Consider the following 18834-nt stretch of genomic DNA (forward strand, 5'->3'; position numbering starts at 1 on the left):
GTTACTCAAGATTCAATAAGAGAGTATTAAAATGGATGAGAATATTGTTTGGCACAATTATGCCATTACTAAAGCACAGCGCAGTGAACATAAAAGCCACAAGCCCGCTATTTTATGGTTTACTGGTTTTTCTGGCTCAGGTAAAAGCACCGTTGCAAACGCCCTTGAAAGCGCACTTAATCAGCAAGGTATTCACACCTACTTACTTGATGGCGACAACGTACGCCATGGCTTATGTAAAGACTTAGGCTTTAGCGACGAAGACCGCATTGAAAATATCCGCCGCGTGGGCGAAACTGCCAAACTCATGGTGGATGCTGGCCTATTGGTACTCACTGCCTTTATTTCACCGTTTCGCGCCGAGCGCGACATGGTCAGGGAATTAGTGGGTAATGGTGAGTTTATTGAGGTGTTTTTAGATACACCATTGGATGTCTGTGAAAGTCGCGACCCTAAAGGCTTGTATAAAAAAGCCCGCGCGGGTGAAATTAAGCACTTCACGGGGATTGATTCAGACTACCAAATACCTCATTCACCTGAAATAATATTAGATACCAGTAAAAACACCCTAGACCGATCGGTGCAAGAGCTGATAGCGTATCTAAAACAACAGCAAATTATTAAAGGTTAAGTCATGAACCAAACGGAACTGCTAGAAGAAGTATTGATCCTCGCCCGCCAAGCCGGTAATGCCATTATGGGGATTTACGAAAAAGACTTTAATGTTGAGTACAAGGCGGATGAAAGCCCAGTAACCGACGCCGATCTAGCAGCTCATAAAGTGATTGCCAATGGTTTGAAACATTTAACCCCTGACGTGCCAGTACTTAGTGAAGAAAGTGCTGATATCAGCTGGGATGTCCGCCAAACTTGGACTCGCTACTGGTTAGTTGACCCAATAGACGGCACTAAAGAGTTTATTAAAAAGAACGGTGAGTTCACAGTAAACATCGCACTAATCGAAAACGGTAAACCCACGCTAGCCGTGGTTGATGCCCCTGCTCTTGGCGTTTCTTACCTCGCCGCAGAGGCCATCGGTGCATTTAAAGATAAAGGCGATGAACGCATAGAGCTTAAAGTGACGACTAAACCTAACAAAGGGTTAATTCGCGTAGTTGGTAGCCGCTCTCACCCTTCTCCTGATTTAGCTGAGTTTGTAAAACGCTTTGACGACGTTGAAATGGTATCAAAAGGCAGTTCACTAAAATTGTGCTTAGTTGCCGAAGGCAGCGCTGATATATACCCACGCCTAGGCCCAACCTGCGAATGGGACACAGGTGCAGGCCACGCAATCGCCGAAATAGCTGGCGCAAAAGTCACTAAACTTGACGGCAGCCCGCTTCTTTACAATACAAAAGATGAATACCTAAACCCCTATTTCATTGTGAGCGCGATAGAAGAGTAAAAGCTATCATCTGTAAGGTAGGCTGGGTAGAGCGAAGCGAAACCCAGCGTTCTAGAGCTTAGTGCTGCAGAAAGGTTTAACGTATTCTTTTGTAGGTCGGGATTTATCCCGTCACACTTTTCAGGCTAAAGCCTGACCTACAAGACATAAAAGCGTAAGTACAAATCCTCTTAGGAGATGGCTTGAGCCACGAAATCTGCCTGCATTCTATTTGAAAAAACCAATTTCACCACAGAGCACACCGAGGCGCTGCGCGCTACACAGAGGAAGTAACAGACACAGCTTCGAATTTCTGTAAAGGTTCATCGAACATCATCTATTCTAAATTGTTTCAAAATGCTTTTATAATCTCTAAAGCTGGTTCCATTTATTTTATGACCCATCGAAATTGCGTTTGATTGTTGCGTCAATAAAAACTTAGTTCCGCTTGAACAAGGAAGAGTAGAGCTATAGTAACTATCTAACCTTTTCCCTTCACTTAATTCCAATTTTTGAGCTATACCTTTAATGACACTATAAACTTTATTACCAAAATCTATAGCTTCAGCTTCTGAAGGTATATACCCTTTATGAATCACCCTGTTTCTAAAACCAACAGCATTACTATCAAGTGTTTGGGCCTTCTCATTATATTTTGCTAAAAATAAAAAAGTGAAAGCACCTAGTTGTCTTTCTGATTGATTAGAAACTTCCTTCCATGTATTGAGTAAAATACTTTCATCAATTCCTAATGAATGAATATGATATTTAATAAAGAATTCATAGAAGCGCTCGAGTGATGCTGCAAATGAAGCAACGGCTTCTCTCATATATCCATCACCAATTGCATTAACAGCTATATCAAAAAGCATTTCAAACTTTTGAGCTCTTAATTCAACTGTATACTTATGTCCTTTATCGCAAACAACTTTATGAATACCATCATCAATTAACTGCTGTGGCTGCATTATAAAAGCGGTATGAATGCCAGCTTCACTTATACACTGCGGGCAAGTAGTTTGTATCCTCATAAATCCCCCATATCAACCGGCTAAAAATCTCTCCCGGAGAGCTGTTTGGTTTCTAGGTTTAAATGGCTTACATTCTTAAACTCTGTCAGGTTGCTAGTATCAATAGTTGGCAGTTTATCTAATGGCCTGATTAAAATTTTATCCAATGTTTGACTTCCAAATTTAATTTTATTTAACTTTTATAGAATTTCATCATTTGTAAGCTCGTCATACATTGACACCCTATGTGATAACAACAATAAATAAAACAAACAATAGGCCGACTTGTTAGAAGGGTTAGCCAAAAACCTAACTGCTTCCTGTATTGAACTAGGGCTAAAGACGTATGTTTCCCTGAAGTAACTCCTAGAAAAGTTAAAAAGTCATATAAAAAATCTACTCGCTTCGAGCTTTCATTATTAGCACCTAATAACCCTTTATCCAAAAGGCTACTAAATAAATATTGTAAATTATGTATTGTTAAACTTTCTGCCAGCAATCCTTTAAGTACCTCTTCTACATCATAATTAACTTCATAATCAGCCAAAGGAGGCCGTTTCATAATACTTTTACCAATACTTTCTATAGCGCTAAACTTATCATCGACTACACCAAAGAACCTTTCAAAATTTATAACTTCTTTATCGCTAAAGCCAAGATAACGGTTTATAAATAAAAGTATGCCTTTTGTATCATTTAGCTTTAATTCATAAAGTTCAATTACATTTGCAATGGCATTTTGATCTGATACCTGCTCTTGCGGTATGCGCTCAGCTAAAACTCTTACTAAATAATCCGTGTAACCATTATTAAATCCAACACCCTGATTTTTGAAACTTCCATCTTGCTGCCACTTAGCATCTGGGTTATCTAGTACATGATTTTTCGCTGGATTAAGAACTCTATCAGCTGTTATATCAAGCATTTCGATAAAAAAACGAGTTAGATTGTCATCTTCTTTTCCTACACTTGAACACTCTAAAATAAATGGCTTTAGATCATACTCATGATGTGATCTCAGAGCTTTAATATTGTAAGGTTCTAACTTTGTGTATAACTCAAATGATTTGAGATTAACTTCTCGTAAAGTAATAACCATCAATAAGATAATAAAATTAATTTCTCCCATTAACCTATCTTTTTGCCAAATCTGATTAACTCTGCGAAGAATCTTTTTAAGTTGTCGAATTGAATAGATTTGGTTTTCCACTTCAATTAATTTTTGCTCTAAAAAGTGCCAATCACGTCCCCCACGCAAAATGCGCATTAATTTATCAGCGGTTAAAATTTCCCTCTCATAAATAACAAAGTAGCCTTCCTCTATCGCATGATTAATGCTTAATTCAGTGAACTTTCGTAATACCGCTACAACATTTTGCTTATGAATATCCTCTCAAAAATCCGTTGCTTTTGATATCACTTCTGCAGCAATATCATTCTCATTGCCCATTGCGACGATAAAGTTAATATGAGTTAGTTTTCTATCTTTCAATCTATCTAAAAGCGCTGCGATATCATTTAGGCGTTTTTCATTTTCATCGCCTGTGCCGCGATCGACATCTTGTAAGGTGATCAGTAATTTGTGGTTGGTTGCTTCAAGAACATCATTAAGCTTTTGAAAGCTTTGCTCGATATCAACGGGGCCTGCCAATAGTGTGGATGCAAATTGAAAAAAGCTGCCGCCTGATTTTAGGGCTTCAGTATAATGTTTAGGTAGCGCACGAAAGGCGCACATATCTAAGTGCTGGCTGATATCATCGATAATATGGCTAAGTACAACATGAGCCACACTGCCACTTGCTGCGCCCCATGTTGATATGTCGCTGTGTATCCAATTAATCTTGTTTTGTCGTTCTACCTTTAGCTTTTCTTCATCTGACAATTCAGCTTCAACCTTTTTAGATTTTTTAAGCTCATTTGCTATTGCAGCGACAATGCTACTTTTACCACATCCAAATGGACCACACAGGGCAATATGCTGCGCCATATATTCTTCATATTTATCACCACCATTGCGCAGTCTCTCTGTAATGCGCTTTGCGTAAACCTGCAAATCAGGCTCTAATTTCTCTGTTTGTTTAATAATGGAGTCGTCTTTAAACCATTGCTGCAAATAGTCTAAACTCTCAAGCTTAAACTCTTCTTTTTGTTTTGATTCGGCTATCAATTCTTTGTTGGATGCTCTTAACTGGTCACATAACAAAAATACCGACATAGCTAAATAGGAAGCAGCAATACAAAAAATACCCAAAATGCATGTGCTATCTCAACTAAGTTTATGGCTGAAAATATATAAAATGCTGATATCGCGCACAGTACAGCTGAAGACACTGGCTTTTCCGCATACAACTTTGTTTGATAAATAATAGTCGCTGCAATAGCTAAAAAACTCAGTGACAGAAACTTAAAACTTACAAAGGTATAAGCAGTCAGCTGCTCTACTATTTCATTTGAATACGTGACGTACACATAACCCACAATGGAAAGTAAGCCAAACAACACACTTATCGTCACCGGTGGATATCGCCAACTAAACCCAATACTGCGTTTGGCGTGGGAGATATAAAACTTATCCAGCATTAGCTTGATGCCAATGCCTGCCAGAAAAGCAAAACTATAATGCAGCACGGGGCTTGCGAATAAAATACTGCCCCAGCTTGCATAGGCCTGTTTTACAAAGCTCACGTTACTTAAGAATACTGTAATCGCAGCCGCGGTAATTGCACACAATAAAAGTGATAGCCAACGTTGGGCTGGAATAGGAAGAGGCTGCGACAATGTAATATCCTTATAAACCATATACCAAGACAGTGTATACCCTGTTGAATAAAAATAGAAATTTAAGAGTTCTACTTCTTGGTTACAATTTTCAGGTACAACATTTAGATTGCTTTTGCTAGGCTTCATATTCATGGAATTAAATAACAAGGAGTAAATTATGAAATGCCCTGACATAAATGATTTAGAGTTTTCCGAGCGTGGTAAGTTAGCTATAAAGGAAATAAGACGGATAAAAGAAATTAATCAGTGGCTCAGTGCAACGATTACGGTCGGCACTTTTGCTAATATTTTTGCTGGCAACGGTCTAATAAAAAGTCACTATAATCTCACTCAAACTGATTTTGACTCTTTTGCTAATGCACTGAAAAGTTCGCCTAGCATTGCAAGAAAAACTATAGAAACAATATCTGGCCTACAAGCAATTAAAGCAAAAACATCAAAAGAAAGGCTATTTTGGAAGGCTGTATATAACGGTTGTGAGGCTGCAAAATGAATAACTATATTATTTTATTTTTTGCTGTATTTACTTCTATTTTCTCTTATGCAGAAACATCAGAACAAACTCTGACAAATTACTTAACTATTGAATATCATAATTCAATAAAAGCATATGACACTAAGCTTGAAAAATGCCAACAAACTAAAGCAACCATCACACCAGATGATGTTAAGCATATTTCGAATGATTGGAATATAATAAGTAGCGCTCTTTCTTATCATTATGCTAAAACTCAAGATTTATGCACTCGTAATGAATTAGAACGATACTCTTTATTTTCAGCTAAATTACAGGCATTAGCAGATAGTGATAAAACCATGCTGGATAAATATAATCAATTAATTATGGCTATACCTTTAGCTTACGAACGGACTAAGGCTGATTACTTTATTTTCCCTGAAGATATACGTGAACAATTTTCTGGTTTAGAAAAATTAAATAAGCCATTTAATTTGATGAAAACAATGGATAACTTCAATTGAGCAGGTTTTAATAAAATTTTTTCGTGCATGATTTATTGTTGTACCTTAAAATGATATCACAACTAATTATAAGGAATAATAATGACGACTGTTGAACAGGCTATTGAATCGGCGTATCAAGCGCAAATCACTCACTTATATAATGCACTTAGCCATGCTGTATTAGCTGCTAATGGTGAACCAAGTGAAATCAATGCTGCTGAGGCAAGCTTTAAAAAAGGCTTAACTTTTGCCGCTGATATTAGAGCCCGCGCACTCGTTGCGGCGCAATAAGCGGCACTGTCAATGAGCACTCATTTTGATGTTCATTGCTTTTAGATTTGCTTTATAGAACTCAAGAAGATAAAGATATACCCAAACTACCTCAAGATGCGAGTTTCAGTTGGAATTAAAAGCGATTTAGGCAAGGCATTGATTGCAAGTAATAGTGGTTCTATTGTTAAAATCAATAACGCAGTATAAATCGCTTTTAAACCAACCCTTTGGGCATTCCACAGAGACTTACTCTCATCGTTGTTACTTCTTAAAAGGGACTGCCATTCTTGCAAAGTAACGCCTTGATATTAAGCCCCTGTGAAACGCTGAATTCTGCATCTTGAGGTGGTTTGGGTATATAAAAGAAACACTCCCCTTATCTCACTTGCCCGTGATTTATCTCAAATTGTTTGTTTATCGCAGTCATTCAGGCATGTTATAAATTAACTAGCCTAAAATTAAAACAATTATGCACCTTACTAAACAACTCATGCTTTGCGTAATCTTGCTGGCCACACTTGTATTAAGCCCTTTAGCTAAGGGGAATGACGTGCCGACTATTTTATCAATGAAAGAACGTGCTGCGTTTATCGATAACATTACCGAGCTCAGGGTTAACACGTTAATGCCCAGCCTAATGAAGCAACACAACATTGATATGTGGCTGCTTATTAGCCGTGAATACAACGAAGACCCGATACTAAAAACCATGCTGCCTGCAACGTGGTTATCGGCAAGGCGCACTACTATTTTGCTGTTTGCCCGAAATAAGCAAGGCGGTGTTGATGCCTACGCTATCGCTCCTTATAAAATAGGTAATGTATTTACAAAGGGCTGGGATAAAAAAACGCAGCCAAACCAATGGCAAGCACTTAATGACATCATTGAACACTACAAGCCAAGTAACATCGCACTAAATACCTCTACCGATTGGGGCCATGCGGATGGTTTAGTGCTTGGTGATTACAATACCTTAATGGCCAACTTACCAAGTGCTTATAAAAATAAAATAATATCAGCTGAGCCGCTGGCTGTTGCTTGGTTAGAGCAGCGTATTCCTCAAGAAGTAGAAATGTACAAACACATAGTCGCGATTGCGCATGCGATTATTGCTGAAGGCTTTTCCAACAAAGTTATTACGGTAGGCAAAACAACCAGCGACGATTTAGTCTGGTGGTTTAGAGAACGCGTAAAAGACCTTAAACTACAAACATGGTTTCACCCCAGTATTGCAATACAACGCGCCGACAGTAAATCATTCGATCACGAAGACAGCTTTACCAATGGCTATGCCGATAATGTGATTCAAGCAGGTGATTTACTGCATGTCGATTTTGGTATTACGTATTTGCGTTTAAACACCGACACACAACAACATGCCTATGTGTTAAAACCTAACGAAACACAAGCCCCCGACTACCTTGTCGATGCATTAAAAAAAGGCAATAAACTACAAGATATTTTTACCGCTGAATTTAACGAAGGGAGAACAGGTAACCAGGTATTAAAAGCCGCTCGCGAAAAAGCCATTGCGCAGGGCTTAAAACCTACTATTTATACCCATCCGCTTGGCTATCATGGCCACGCAGCTGGCACTACATTAGGTATGTGGGATTCACAACAAGGCGTGCCGGGGGATGGTGATTATCCACTGCATTTAAACACCGCTTATTCAATTGAACTTAACAATGCGGTGTTTATCAAACCGTGGCATAAAGAAATTAGAATTATGCTAGAAGAAGACGCTATTTTCGATAAAACCGGCGTGTGGTATTTAAATGGTCGACAAACCGAATTACTGCTTGTCGATTAAGAACGCTTTTAGCCGTTGATGGTTAGGTCTTTTTAAAGCAAAAGCTACAAAAAAGACCTGACATTCCTTTCACTTTATTTAGTTAAGGGAGAGAGAAAACGTACGTTATGCGTTAAACGTGTACTCACGTTTTATTTCTACCACTTGCACACTGTATGACTCATACCACTTAGAACGGCCAACGCCTTGGGCAAGCGCGTGCGCTGGATCACGTTTCCAATTTTTGATTGCTTCTTCACTTTCCCAGTACGAAATTGCAATTTCTTGATCGCCCTCTGTCACAGCAACAAAATCCAAACAGCCGTACTTTTCAAATGCAAGCTCTCTCATTTTTGTTACCGTTTTACCATATTCATCATCCTGAATACCTGGTTTTGCCCTAAATATGACTGCGAACATGGATACTCCTTAGTTGTATTCACTGTGACTGATGCTTACCCTAGCGGGTAAAACTAAATAAAAAAGCCAGTGCGCAAATTTTCACGTACTGGCTTTATTTATCACTGATTAGTTAAAGGGTCTCATCTAACCACTTAAAGAATTCACGTTGCCATACAATCCCGTTTTGCGGTGTCAGCACCCAGTGGTTTTCTTCAGGGAAGTATAAAAAGCGGCTCTGCAAACCACGTAATTTTGCAGCCTGAAAAGCGGCAATGCCTTGCTCTAGCGGTACGCGGTAATCTTTACCACCGTGAATCACAAACATCGGGGCATCCCACTTATCTACATAGCTTATTGGGTTAAACTGACCGTATGATTTTTTAGTTGCGGCATTTTCTTCCCAGTAAGCGCCACCTAATTCGTTATTTACAAAAAATAACTCTTCAGTTGTGCCGTACATGCTACGTAAATCAAAAATTCCACAGTGGGCAATAAAGGTTTTAAAGCGGCCATCGTGATTACCTGCTAAATAAAATGCAGAGTAACCGCCATAACTTGCGCCAATTGCACCAATACGTGATGTATCAACATAGGATTCTTTTGCTACATCATCAATAGCATCAAGGTAATCTTGCATTACCTTACCACCCCAATCTTGGCTTATATCTTTATTCCATTGAACACCATGACCTGGCATACCACGGCGGTTAGGTGCCACCACAATATAGCCTTGCGAGGCCATTACTTGGAAGTTCCAACGAAAAGAGTAAAACTGCGACAGTGCAGACTGAGGACCGCCTTGTAAATACAATAAGGTTGGGTATTTTTTGCTTTTATCGAAATTAGGCGGGTAAATAACCCACGTCAGCATGTCTTGGCCGTCTTTGGTTTTTACCATGCGTTTTTCAACATTCGGCAAATCAAGGTTGGCATAAAACGCGTTGTTCTCTTTGGTCAATGCAACCAGTTTTTTGCTCTTTAAATCAAGTCGGTAAATTTCTCTTGCGGCATTCATGCTGTTACGCGTAACCACTAATTGATTATCTAACACCGCAACAATGCTGTTTACATCAAACTGGCCATTGGTCAGCTGTTTTATTTTAGGTTTGGCTTTGGTTTTCGTATTTACAGAGACTTGAAATAGCTGAATTGTGCCATCAGTTGGCGCCACAAAATAAATATGCTTACCGTCATTGCTCCATTTAAAGCTGTTTACTGTGCCATCCCAGTGCGCTGTTAAGTTAAATTCACGGTTTTTAACTTTAACAATGATATCGTTCTTATCCGCTTCATTGCCTGGCTCATCCATTTGCAACCACGCTAAATGACCCTTTGGCGAGAACGCGGGATATTTATCATAGCCTAAATTACTTTGTGTGATGTTAGTGGTCTTTTTGCTCGCAAGGTTATAACGATAAATATCGGTATTGGTGCTTTTTACATACTCAGTGCCTGTGAACTTTTTGCTCACATAATAAATATTTTCACCTTTTGGGCCCCAGGTATAATCAGCAGCCCCACCAAATGGTGACGTTGGACTGTCGAACGCCATACCCTTCATGATGTCGACTTTTTCTTCGCTTTTTAAATCTTGATAAAATACATGCTTAAAGCTGCCGTCTTTCCATGTATCCCAGTGGCGATAGTTTAAGTCATCAAACACATACGCATTTGCCTGACCAAGTTCTTTATATCTATCGGATGCTAATACGTTTTCTAGTTTCACTTTTTCATGAAACAGTTTTTTACTGCCATCAGGGGATATACTGCGATCAATCAAAAGGCCTTGGTAGGCTTCTAATAACTGAGATTCACCGCCTTTAAGTGGCACTTGGTAGACTTTGCTATTGAAGTCGTTGTTTTCAACACTTGGCGTGGTCACCTTATAAATCACATGGGTTTTGTCGTGATTTAAACCCAACGCACTGACGCGCTTTACTTGCCAAAGCTTTTCTGGGGTCATTACATCGCTGGCATATGCGCCCATACTGACCGCTAATCCCAAGCTTACAGATAACACTGTTCGCAACATGGCGAAACTCCTTTAAAAATTAGACTCGATTATGCTACATAAAATAGGCACAAGTTAAAAGAAAGTAGCGATTAACTGACTCCCTCTTTTTATAACCCCCAAACTTGGGATGCTGACAGCGCTATAGACAAAACCAGTCCTATAAAAGCCAAGAAATTAAAAAGCTTCCAATGTCCTTTGTGTTTTTTCAAAACTTGATAGAAAGTAAAAATCAAACCTGCAATAGAAGCCAATACCAGCAATAACGAGTTTTGCATTAACGGTGACCATATAACATTTCCAGCACCGATATGGTGGTTAAAAAAAGCGGCAAACCACAATAACAGTAGAGCGATAAATATAAGATAGTACTCTTTCAGCCCAAACCGGCTTTGAGAAGCGCCACAAAACGGGCAAAAATAAGCGGCAGATTTACCTGAACCGACTAATTTAGGTACGATTTTGCTTTTACACTTTTTACATGTAGTCATAATGCACACTATTTTTTGGCGGTATTTGCTAAACTAAGCAAAAACTAACCGTTGCCTCGTTAATCTGCGCAACAGGCAAGCCAACTGTTAGTTTTTTATTTTTGCTCCAGAAAATAGGCGCCATCTACCTTTAATTAGTTACATGCTAATTTTGCTTGTTGTTTACAAGCCTGTTCAGCCTGCTCAATAGATTCACCACCCATACAAAAATCTAACCTTAAGATTCTCTTTTCTGGAGCCGTCACTGTTGCTGCAGGTACCCACTCCCATTTTTTCAACATTTTGCGAGAATATTTACCTATGTGCTTATTAGGCAATGTATTAATAACCTCAACATTCTCAGTTTTTCCCGAATCAGTGATATCAAAGGCCAAAACAGCGCAGCCTCTTATTCCAGAGCGAGCAAGCTCAACTGGATATTTAGGCGTATTTTGATTTTCCCGTTGCCAAATAAAGTCACTGGTAGGGTCTACATTTGTAACCTGTATGTCTGCATAAGTAGTTTTATTTTTAGCTACTGCACCTGTACTGGCAAAGGCTAAGAAAACAGGGATTAATAAAGAAACTTTCATATACACTCCATTGTTGGAATATCCACATAACAACCTGCCCTATCTCATTTTGATAACTGATAACAACACCTTGTGTCAGTTAATAGCGCCATCAGACAACAGCACTGTTTCTAGCACCAAAGACTGTGCCGCAGGTAGTTTTAACCTTAAATTCATCACTAAGAGACAATAATATATAGCAACGCCAAGCCAATGAGGGCCCTCTACGTGCTTTACTTAAAAAAGATCGTCTGAGTGAAATACACAGGAATGTTTTGGGTATTGGATTCAGCAGGAATAAAATCTTGTTTTGACATCGCTTCAACCCCGGCATTATCCCATAGACCTTCAGGTACTGATTCGATGATTTCAGGGTCAAATGTGTTGCCATTGGAGTCTATGAGAAAACGTAAAGTAACATGCCCTTCTTCAAGTTTTTTTGGTGCTCGTCTTAGAGGTAAATTAACACTAAATTCTTTATTTTTTAGTACCCAGTATTTACCAACATTGTCATTGGTTACCTCTACTGGCTTTTGGTTTAAAGCCACTTCAGGGGTTGAAGTACAACCTAAAACCAAGATTGAAAAGAAAATAAGTAAGAGTGTTTTCATAAAATATCCCTATATGTTTAATTTAAATGAGTACATAAATTTTTCGTCTGCGACATATACAGTTCTATCAACCGATAAATATCTATATATGACAACATATTAACATTATCCATTAAATGCATTTTTGTAAACAATTAGTTAATTATGATTCAGCGTTATAGGTTCTAACACTCGTAACTGAGGGATGGTAACTATCATATTTAATAAAACCAAATGAGCCAAACTGACAGCCTAAATTACAATAATAAGTAACGGTGCTATTATCGCTCATATAGCGGGGTAAGATTAACTCAAACTTGTAAAGCTATATGAGCAGATATTATTACGGCACGCTGTGCCCTGTAGAGCCCTGCCAAATTCGGTACCACTGCTCGCGGGTTAGTTTTAACTGCTTGGCGGCTACTGCCGATTCAATACGTTTAATGTTGCCTGTACCGAGCACTACCGATGGCGCGCTTGGGTGCATTAGTAACCATGCGTAAACCACTTGATCAATCGAACTTGCGCCAATTTCGCTCGCAACTTGCTCAAGCACATGGCGTAAACGTATTGCTTTTTCATCGCTGTCTGAAAACAAACGCCCGCCAGCAAGTGGTGACCAAAACATGGGGTTGATATCCAGGAGCTGACATTGATCAAGCGTACCATCATCAAGGGCTTTCATTTCATAGGGTGAGCATTCAATCTGGTTAGTCACTAAGTCAAAATCAAGCCGTGACTGCAATAAGCTCAATTGTGAAGGGGTAAAGTTAGACACGCCAAATTCCAACACATCACCATTTTGCTTTAAGGTATTAAAGGCGTGTGCCATTTCATCTGCATGCATTAAATAATCAGGACGATGGATTAGCAATACATCTAATCGGTCTGTATTAAAATGCTTAAGTGATTGCTGCGCAGAGGCAATAATGTGTTGTGCACTTGAGTCATAGTGATTGACTTTCCCCTCAAGACCTAAACCAGGAAAAGCAGGTTTAATACCACACTTAGTAATTATTTTGATGTCATCACGAATACTTGGCTTTAATGCCAAGGCTTTACCAAACTCTGCCTCGCAACCATATTGCCCGTAAATATCGGCGTGATCAGTCTCTGTTATACCTGCTTCAATCGCTTGCTCAAGAAAAGTTAAGCATTGCTGCGGTGAGATTTGCCAATCAAGTAATCGCCAAAACCCCAGAACTAATTCATCTATCTTTCGCTCAGTACTGATCATTATTTCTGTCTCATTCCATTTATTATTCAAATAATACGCACACGTTAATAGGTTGTTACACTATTGTCATGTACAGATACTGATTATACTTTATTCTACCTACATAATAAGGTATTAATAGCCTTAAGATTTGTACCTAAATGCCCAAACCACCTCAAGATGCAGAATTCAGTGTTTCACAGGGACTTGGGTATAAAACACTTAATAAAGGAATAATAATAATGAAATCAACCAATGCCCTGTCTGCATGTGTCGATATTTTTATCACACCGACTAAAGCCTTCAATGGCATAAAAGAAGCCAAAGGCTGGTCCTGGCTTGCGTTTGCGCTGATTATAACGGCACTTGTTGCCAGTAGTTATTTGTTTTACAGCAAAGCTGATCCGCAATTTTTATTAGAACAACAGGTCGCCGCGGCCACGGTTGATGCCACCATTGGCGAAAAGAAGATGATTCGTCAAAGTATGGAGCAAGGTATTGATCAGCAAGTTTGGTTTGCTATTGGTGGAGGTATCTTTGGTCTTATTATTATCAACGCACTTATTTCCGGGTATTACTTATTAGTGTCAAAACAAGACCCTGAAGCAAATTACGGCTATGGTGCATGGTATGGCTTTGGTTTTTGGGCCATGATGCCCATGATTATTTCAAGCTTAGGTGTCATCGCATTAGTGTTGACGGCAAGCACCAATGAACTTTCAATCAATTTATTTAATTACGCTTCTGTAAATCAATTACTGCTTGGCTTAGAGCTAGGTCACCCGTTTTATACCATGACTGAAAGTTTAAATATTTTTAGTATTTGGGGTATTGCCTTAGCGGCTATTGGCTTAACGTGCTGGACTAATTTTAGCTTCAACAAAGCACTCCTGTTTGCAGCCCTGCCAAGCATTGTAATCTATGGAATATGGACTGTGATAGCCCTCGTTTAAAAGTGCATGGGTAATTAACGTTACCCACAAAACACACGGAAATAACAATGAAAAAAGCCATTATCATCATCCTTGCGATTGCTGCGTTTGTTGCCTTAATTGTGTCAAAGCAAATAACTGGCAGTAAAGACGCGCTAGAAGTTAATATCGCACAGGTTGAACAAGGCAGTATTGCCGACTCTATTTTAGCCTCCGGTAACTTAGTGTTTAATACGCAAGTACAACTGCGTTCTGAAGTAACTGGCCGCGTAGACAAAGTGTTTGTAGAAGAAGGCCAGAGTGTGAAGCAAGGCGATATTTTAATGCGCCTTGATACCACCGCATTTGAATCTGAAGTCAATCGTAATAAAGCCGTTTTACGTGCCAGTGAAATAGAAATTAAACACAGTCAAACAAGGCTCCAAAATATTGAGCGCCAGTTAAAACGTCAAAAAGAACTCTACGACGTTGGCCTTGCTGGACAAGAAGTGTATGAAAACCTGCAAAATGCTCGTGACCTTGCCAAAATTGATATAGAAGCACGCGGTGAAGCCTATAACCAAGCTAAAGCGTCACTGTCGATTGCAGAAGATAGACTCAGCAAAAGCGTTTTTCGTGCCCCAATGAGTGGCTTATTGGCCTCGGTTAACATTAAAGAAGGCGAAACGGTGATTGCAGGCACCACCAATATTATTGGCTCTGATTTAATGCTGGTTGCCGATCCGAGCGCTATTTTGGCAGAGCTCAGGGTTGATGAAACCGATATTGCCGGTATTAAACTTGATCAACACACCGATATTTATGCCGCTGCCTACCCGAACCAACCTTTCACAGGCAAAGTGATTAACATCGGCACTTCGGCTAAAAATCAGCCTGGCTCTCAGGGCTTATCATTTAGAGTAAAAGTGCTACTTGATAATACCGACAGACAACTTTACGCCGGCATGAGCTGTCGTGCGGAAATTGCGACGAGTATTGCTGTTGATGGTTTAAAACTCCCCATAGAAGCAGTACAAAAAGAAGATGATAAATTTTTTGTATGGCGTTTAAACGACGATAACACAGTAAGCAAAGCGTATGTCGAAGTGGGAATTTCATCCGACATAGAGCAAGCCATAACCAAAGGTTTAACAAAAGGTGAGCGCGTTGTTATTGGCCCTGCTCGTCCAGTCAGTAAGCTAAAAGAAAACGATACCGTAAAAGTAAAACAGCCTATTGCTGAGGATGCGTAAAAATGTCGGCGGTTATTAGGCTTGAACATATCAACAAACAATACAAAATGGGTGAGCAAATATTTAAAGCACTCGATGATGTAAACGTTGTTATTGATGAAAATGAATATGTGGCGATCATTGGTCCGTCCGGCTCAGGTAAATCTACTTTAATGAATTTACTCGGCTGTTTAGACACGCCAACCAGTGGCGATTACTTTTTAAAAGATAAACTTGTAAAAAGCATGACTGAGACGGAGCTAGCGCATCAGCGTAATGAAAGCGTGGGGTTTATATTTCAGAGCTTTAATTTATTGCCTCGCGCCTCTGCGCTTGAAAATGTGATGCAACCGCTGGTGTATCGCTTTATACCCGCTAAACAACGTAAACAAAAAGCGCTTGAAGCTCTCAAACGTGTAGGACTCGGTGATAAAGTTGATCATCTATCCAGCCAGTTGTCGGGAGGTCAACGCCAGCGAGTTGCCATTGCACGAGCGCTAGTGACTAAACCGCACATTTTATTAGGTGATGAACCAACTGGTAATCTCGACAGTAAAACCACCACTGAGATCATGGCGTTGTTTGATGAGCTGCATAACGAAGGCCACACCATTATTTTAGTAACTCACGAACAAGACATTGCCGATCATTGCCAACGGGTGATTCGTTTAGTGGACGGAAAAGTTGTCAGTGATGTGCGCAAAGGCGAAGGAGATAAACAGCATGTTTAAATCTGCTATAGCCATTATGGAAGGCACCAAAGCGGCGCTTATGGCTATAAAAGCCAACGCCATGCGAAGTGCGCTCACCTGCTTAGGCATCATTATTGGTGTGGCGGCAGTGATCACTGTGGTTGCCGTTATGCAAGGTTTTACCAAGCAAATCAACGACCAGTTAGCTGACATGGCACCGGATGTTACTTCTATAAAACCATTTACCAGTATTGAAAAAGAAATGGTTGGTCAAAACGCAAAGCTCACCTACAGCGATTTTTTAACCTTAAAAGCCCGAGTAAAAGAAGCCGAAACATTGACCGCCTTAATGTTTACATGGCGTTTTTCTGGTGGCGCTGAGTATGGGAATAAAAGCCATTCATCACGCGTGATGGGCACTGAACAAGATTACCAAAAAGCATATCGCACATTCCCTGAACTCGGTCGTTTTATTCGCGCTGAAGATGATGAAAAACGCCGCCGCGTTGCGTTTATCGGCCCTTCAATTATAGAAAAATTAAACCTTCCTAAAAACCCTGTGGGTGAATATATAAAGCTTGGCGGTGAATGGTTTCGAATTATTGGCGTTGCTGAAAAACAAGGCAGTTTGCTGGGGTTTGATCAAGACGATTATATTAATATTCCTATCAGTACCATGAGCGCACTTGAAGGGGCTAGCAGTAACAGCAACGTGCAAATTATGTTTAGGTTAAAAGAAAACAGTGACGAAGAGTTAGTGCTTGCCAAAATTACCCGTATTTTGCGTCAACTGCATAAACTAGAAGACGGTGAAGAAAACGATTTTGAGTTTGAAACCGCTGAGAAAGCCCGCGCTAACGTGGATAAATTTACCGGCAGCGCCACCGCTATTACCGCGGGTATTGTCGGTATAAGTCTAGTAGTAGGCGGCATCGGTGTTATGAACATTATGCTGGTCTCGGTGACCGAACGCACCCGTGTGATAGGCACGCTGAAAGCACTGGGGGCTACTCCTGGTTTTATCATGCTACAGTTTTTAGTTGAAGCCGTGGTGTTATCACTCTTTGGCGGGTTAATTGGTCTTGCTATTGGCTATGGTGCCGCTGCGCTTATTTCACTCTCTGTGCCGAGCATGCCTGATGCGTATATACCTGGTTGGGCGATTATGCTGTCGTTTGGGTTTACATCGTTAATTGGGATAGTATTTGGATTAGCCCCCGCTATAAAAGCAGCAAGGCTAAATCCTATTGATGCACTGCGTTACGAGTAATTATTGCACCTTGTAAGGTACCTTGGCGCAGTCGACTTCGACAGTTTTAGGGTACCAAACAGGGCCGACTTCATTAACGGCCATTTCAGCTAAACCATTCACAAATGATTTATACGTGTGAACACTCTGCCACTGACCATCCGCACACGTTTGCGATAAATTAATCGCATCGGAACCTTCGTATAACCCGAGTCCAAAATTGTGATGCCACTGTTTTGTTTTATTTGCTGTCTCTGACGCTGTGTATTCGCCATTGTCAAAATGAATATTGGTACACCCAGTCGCACTGAGTATCACTAAACTTGCTGCTAATACCGTTAATTTTTTCATAATACCTCCCCTGCCACTCGTTGCTCATCACACCATACTTTTACTGTGTGAGGCGCATAAATTCCTAATGTGACCAACCCTAAAGCCCCATCTATCACTGTTTGTTGCGACTGCATTTGCACAACAGTTTGATCGCCGCATACTTTTTTCACATTCACGCGCTCTTCGCCAACGAGCCCCCACATAAAAAAGGGGCGGCTATCTTGGTATGTTGGTTTATCGCTTAATTTAGCAATTTTTTGTGGTTGAATCGTCACCGAAGAACATGCACTCAGCATAACGACTATTGAACATGTGATTAACGCCTTCATCAGGTTTGTCCTTTTTATGTATTTAAGAGTTGTAATTGTATACATTGGTTTTCTATTAAATAGTAAGAAACTGTTATAGCTTTGTAGGCAAATCGTAGAGCCGACAACACTTTTTAACAGTGAGCTTTATCAGGCAATGATTCTCTTAAAGTGGACGCTACGTTAACTAAACTAAGACTACTCAATGTTCAAAAATATGCATTACTCACATCGGCTTAGCATTTCACCACTCGTGTTATTTAGCCAATTTAGTCACGCAAGCGAAATCGATAAAGAGGTTAAGCACCTTCATCAAGTTTATTGCACAAAGCATTACTTTATTTATTCGAAATGGTGATAAGCACACAAGCAATGAAGCCTCAGAACACTTATTCATGAAGTAGAAAAGGGTAAGCGTTATAACAAAACAGCGGGTGACTTTATAGGAAATTTAGCAAGTAAGCGTATACCGTTACTTTCAAAGATGGAACGAAGTTAACTGCAAATGCATGGTTATAATAGAACTTAATAAAATCAGAGCCACAGAAAAGCCGCAATAAATGCGGCTGGGTTTCACATGTAGGAGAGTGAATTCGATTCTGTGGAATCATAGTGCAAGGTTCACTATATTTAAGTAAAAATGAA

General features: G+C 39.8%; 23 protein-coding genes. 11 read left to right on the plus strand and 12 right to left on the minus strand.

Annotated features, from left to right (window positions below; translation table 11 throughout):
- Positions 1-31 precede the first annotated feature (31 nt).
- Both cysC and cysQ read left to right on the plus strand, forming a co-directional pair.
- On the plus strand, positions 32-631 hold the full coding sequence (gene cysC, locus C7Y70_RS16390) for an adenylyl-sulfate kinase (protein WP_135475886.1): 600 nt from the start codon (positions 32-34) through the stop codon (positions 629-631).
- Positions 632-634: 3 nt separating this feature from the next.
- Entirely contained in the window at positions 635-1405 is a 771-nt protein-coding gene (gene cysQ / locus C7Y70_RS16395; RefSeq protein WP_135475888.1) for a 3'(2'),5'-bisphosphate nucleotidase CysQ, read from the plus strand.
- A 302-nt stretch (positions 1406-1707) separates the two neighbouring features.
- On the opposite strand, the gene C7Y70_RS16400 is transcribed toward cysQ, so the two are convergent.
- The 4 genes from C7Y70_RS16400 to C7Y70_RS16415 form a co-directional block, all read right to left on the minus strand.
- Complete coding sequence (locus C7Y70_RS16400) at positions 1708-2415, minus strand: hypothetical protein (protein ID WP_135475890.1); 708 nt, start codon at positions 2413-2415, stop codon at positions 1708-1710.
- A 172-nt stretch (positions 2416-2587) separates the two neighbouring features.
- Positions 2588-3661 carry a hypothetical protein gene (locus C7Y70_RS16405; RefSeq protein ID WP_135475892.1) on the minus strand — a complete coding sequence of 358 codons (1074 nt, stop codon included), beginning with the start codon at positions 3659-3661 and terminating at the stop codon, positions 2588-2590.
- 126 nt (positions 3662-3787) lie between these two features.
- Positions 3788-4561 carry an ATP-binding protein gene (locus tag C7Y70_RS16410; protein WP_167850839.1) on the minus strand — a complete coding sequence of 258 codons (774 nt, stop codon included), beginning with the start codon at positions 4559-4561 and terminating at the stop codon, positions 3788-3790.
- A 50-nt stretch (positions 4562-4611) separates the two neighbouring features.
- Positions 4612-5172 (minus strand): hypothetical protein, encoded by a 561-nt coding sequence (locus C7Y70_RS16415; protein WP_135475896.1) that lies wholly within the window; start codon positions 5170-5172, stop codon positions 4612-4614.
- 160 nt (positions 5173-5332) lie between these two features.
- Here C7Y70_RS16415 and C7Y70_RS16420 point away from each other — a divergent pair, with 160 nt between their 5' ends.
- The 4 genes from C7Y70_RS16420 (at position 5333) to C7Y70_RS16440 (ending at position 8224) form a co-directional block, all read left to right on the plus strand.
- The gene (locus tag C7Y70_RS16420; RefSeq protein ID WP_135475898.1) at positions 5333-5668 is read left to right on the plus strand and encodes a hypothetical protein; all 336 of its coding nucleotides are present in this window, start codon (positions 5333-5335) and stop codon (positions 5666-5668) included.
- The gene (locus C7Y70_RS16425) at positions 5665-6156 is read left to right on the plus strand and encodes a hypothetical protein (protein ID WP_245321576.1); all 492 of its coding nucleotides are present in this window, start codon (positions 5665-5667) and stop codon (positions 6154-6156) included. The genes C7Y70_RS16420 and C7Y70_RS16425 overlap by 4 nt, the downstream gene beginning before the upstream one ends.
- Positions 6157-6237: 81 nt before the next feature.
- The gene (locus tag C7Y70_RS16430) at positions 6238-6429 is read left to right on the plus strand and encodes a hypothetical protein (RefSeq protein ID WP_135475900.1); all 192 of its coding nucleotides are present in this window, start codon (positions 6238-6240) and stop codon (positions 6427-6429) included.
- Between the two features lie 451 nt (positions 6430-6880).
- Positions 6881-8224: a M24 family metallopeptidase gene (locus C7Y70_RS16440; protein WP_135475904.1), complete on the plus strand. Its 1344-nt coding sequence runs from the start codon at positions 6881-6883 to the stop codon at positions 8222-8224.
- A gap of 105 nt (positions 8225-8329) precedes the next feature.
- Here C7Y70_RS16440 and C7Y70_RS16445 read toward each other — a convergent pair whose 3' ends face one another.
- The 6 genes from C7Y70_RS16445 to C7Y70_RS16470 all read right to left on the minus strand — a co-directional run bounded on the left by C7Y70_RS16445 (position 8330) and on the right by C7Y70_RS16470 (position 13485).
- Complete coding sequence (locus C7Y70_RS16445; protein WP_135475905.1) at positions 8330-8623, minus strand: antibiotic biosynthesis monooxygenase; 294 nt, start codon at positions 8621-8623, stop codon at positions 8330-8332.
- Positions 8624-8735: 112 nt separating this feature from the next.
- Positions 8736-10637 (minus strand): S9 family peptidase, encoded by a 1902-nt coding sequence (locus tag C7Y70_RS16450; RefSeq protein WP_135475907.1) that lies wholly within the window; start codon positions 10635-10637, stop codon positions 8736-8738.
- Positions 10638-10726: 89 nt separating this feature from the next.
- Positions 10727-11107 (minus strand): hypothetical protein, encoded by a 381-nt coding sequence (locus C7Y70_RS16455; RefSeq protein ID WP_135475909.1) that lies wholly within the window; start codon positions 11105-11107, stop codon positions 10727-10729.
- A gap of 134 nt (positions 11108-11241) precedes the next feature.
- Positions 11242-11679 (minus strand): energy transducer TonB, encoded by a 438-nt coding sequence (locus C7Y70_RS16460; RefSeq protein ID WP_135475910.1) that lies wholly within the window; start codon positions 11677-11679, stop codon positions 11242-11244.
- A 212-nt stretch (positions 11680-11891) separates the two neighbouring features.
- Positions 11892-12269: an energy transducer TonB gene (locus C7Y70_RS16465; protein WP_135475912.1), complete on the minus strand. Its 378-nt coding sequence runs from the start codon at positions 12267-12269 to the stop codon at positions 11892-11894.
- Between the two features lie 322 nt (positions 12270-12591).
- Positions 12592-13485: an aldo/keto reductase gene (locus tag C7Y70_RS16470; RefSeq protein WP_135475952.1), complete on the minus strand. Its 894-nt coding sequence runs from the start codon at positions 13483-13485 to the stop codon at positions 12592-12594.
- 221 nt (positions 13486-13706) lie between these two features.
- On the opposite strand from C7Y70_RS16470, the gene C7Y70_RS16475 reads away from it, so the two are divergent.
- From C7Y70_RS16475 to C7Y70_RS16490, 4 genes are read left to right on the plus strand one after another with little or no spacing between them, the layout of a single operon-like run.
- Entirely contained in the window at positions 13707-14417 is a 711-nt protein-coding gene (locus tag C7Y70_RS16475) for a YIP1 family protein (protein ID WP_135475914.1), read from the plus strand.
- A 47-nt stretch (positions 14418-14464) separates the two neighbouring features.
- Positions 14465-15628 carry an efflux RND transporter periplasmic adaptor subunit gene (locus C7Y70_RS16480; RefSeq protein ID WP_135475916.1) on the plus strand — a complete coding sequence of 388 codons (1164 nt, stop codon included), beginning with the start codon at positions 14465-14467 and terminating at the stop codon, positions 15626-15628.
- Between the two features lie 2 nt (positions 15629-15630).
- Entirely contained in the window at positions 15631-16338 is a 708-nt protein-coding gene (locus C7Y70_RS16485) for an ABC transporter ATP-binding protein (RefSeq protein WP_058561371.1), read from the plus strand.
- Positions 16331-17569, plus strand: coding sequence for an ABC transporter permease (locus tag C7Y70_RS16490; protein WP_135475918.1), 1239 nt, complete (start codon positions 16331-16333; stop codon positions 17567-17569). Before C7Y70_RS16485 ends, C7Y70_RS16490 begins: the two co-directional genes overlap by 8 nt.
- Here the strand turns inward: C7Y70_RS16490 and C7Y70_RS16495 are convergent, their stop codons facing one another.
- Positions 17570-17899 (minus strand): hypothetical protein, encoded by a 330-nt coding sequence (locus tag C7Y70_RS16495; RefSeq protein ID WP_099295602.1) that lies wholly within the window; start codon positions 17897-17899, stop codon positions 17570-17572.
- Positions 17896-18210, minus strand: a complete 315-nt coding sequence (locus C7Y70_RS16500) for a Bor family protein (protein ID WP_099295601.1) — start codon at positions 18208-18210, stop codon at positions 17896-17898. Before C7Y70_RS16500 ends, C7Y70_RS16495 begins: the two co-directional genes overlap by 4 nt.
- A 323-nt stretch (positions 18211-18533) precedes the next feature.
- Here C7Y70_RS16500 and C7Y70_RS20720 point away from each other — a divergent pair, with 323 nt between their 5' ends.
- A complete protein-coding gene (locus tag C7Y70_RS20720) occupies positions 18534-18593 on the plus strand; it encodes a hypothetical protein (RefSeq protein WP_245321578.1) in 60 nt (19 codons plus the stop codon).
- The last annotated feature ends 241 nt before the right edge of the window (positions 18594-18834 follow it).

Origin of the sequence: Pseudoalteromonas sp. KS88, from assembly GCF_004766475.1 — a bacterium.
GTDB lineage: Bacteria > Pseudomonadota > Gammaproteobacteria > Enterobacterales > Alteromonadaceae > Pseudoalteromonas.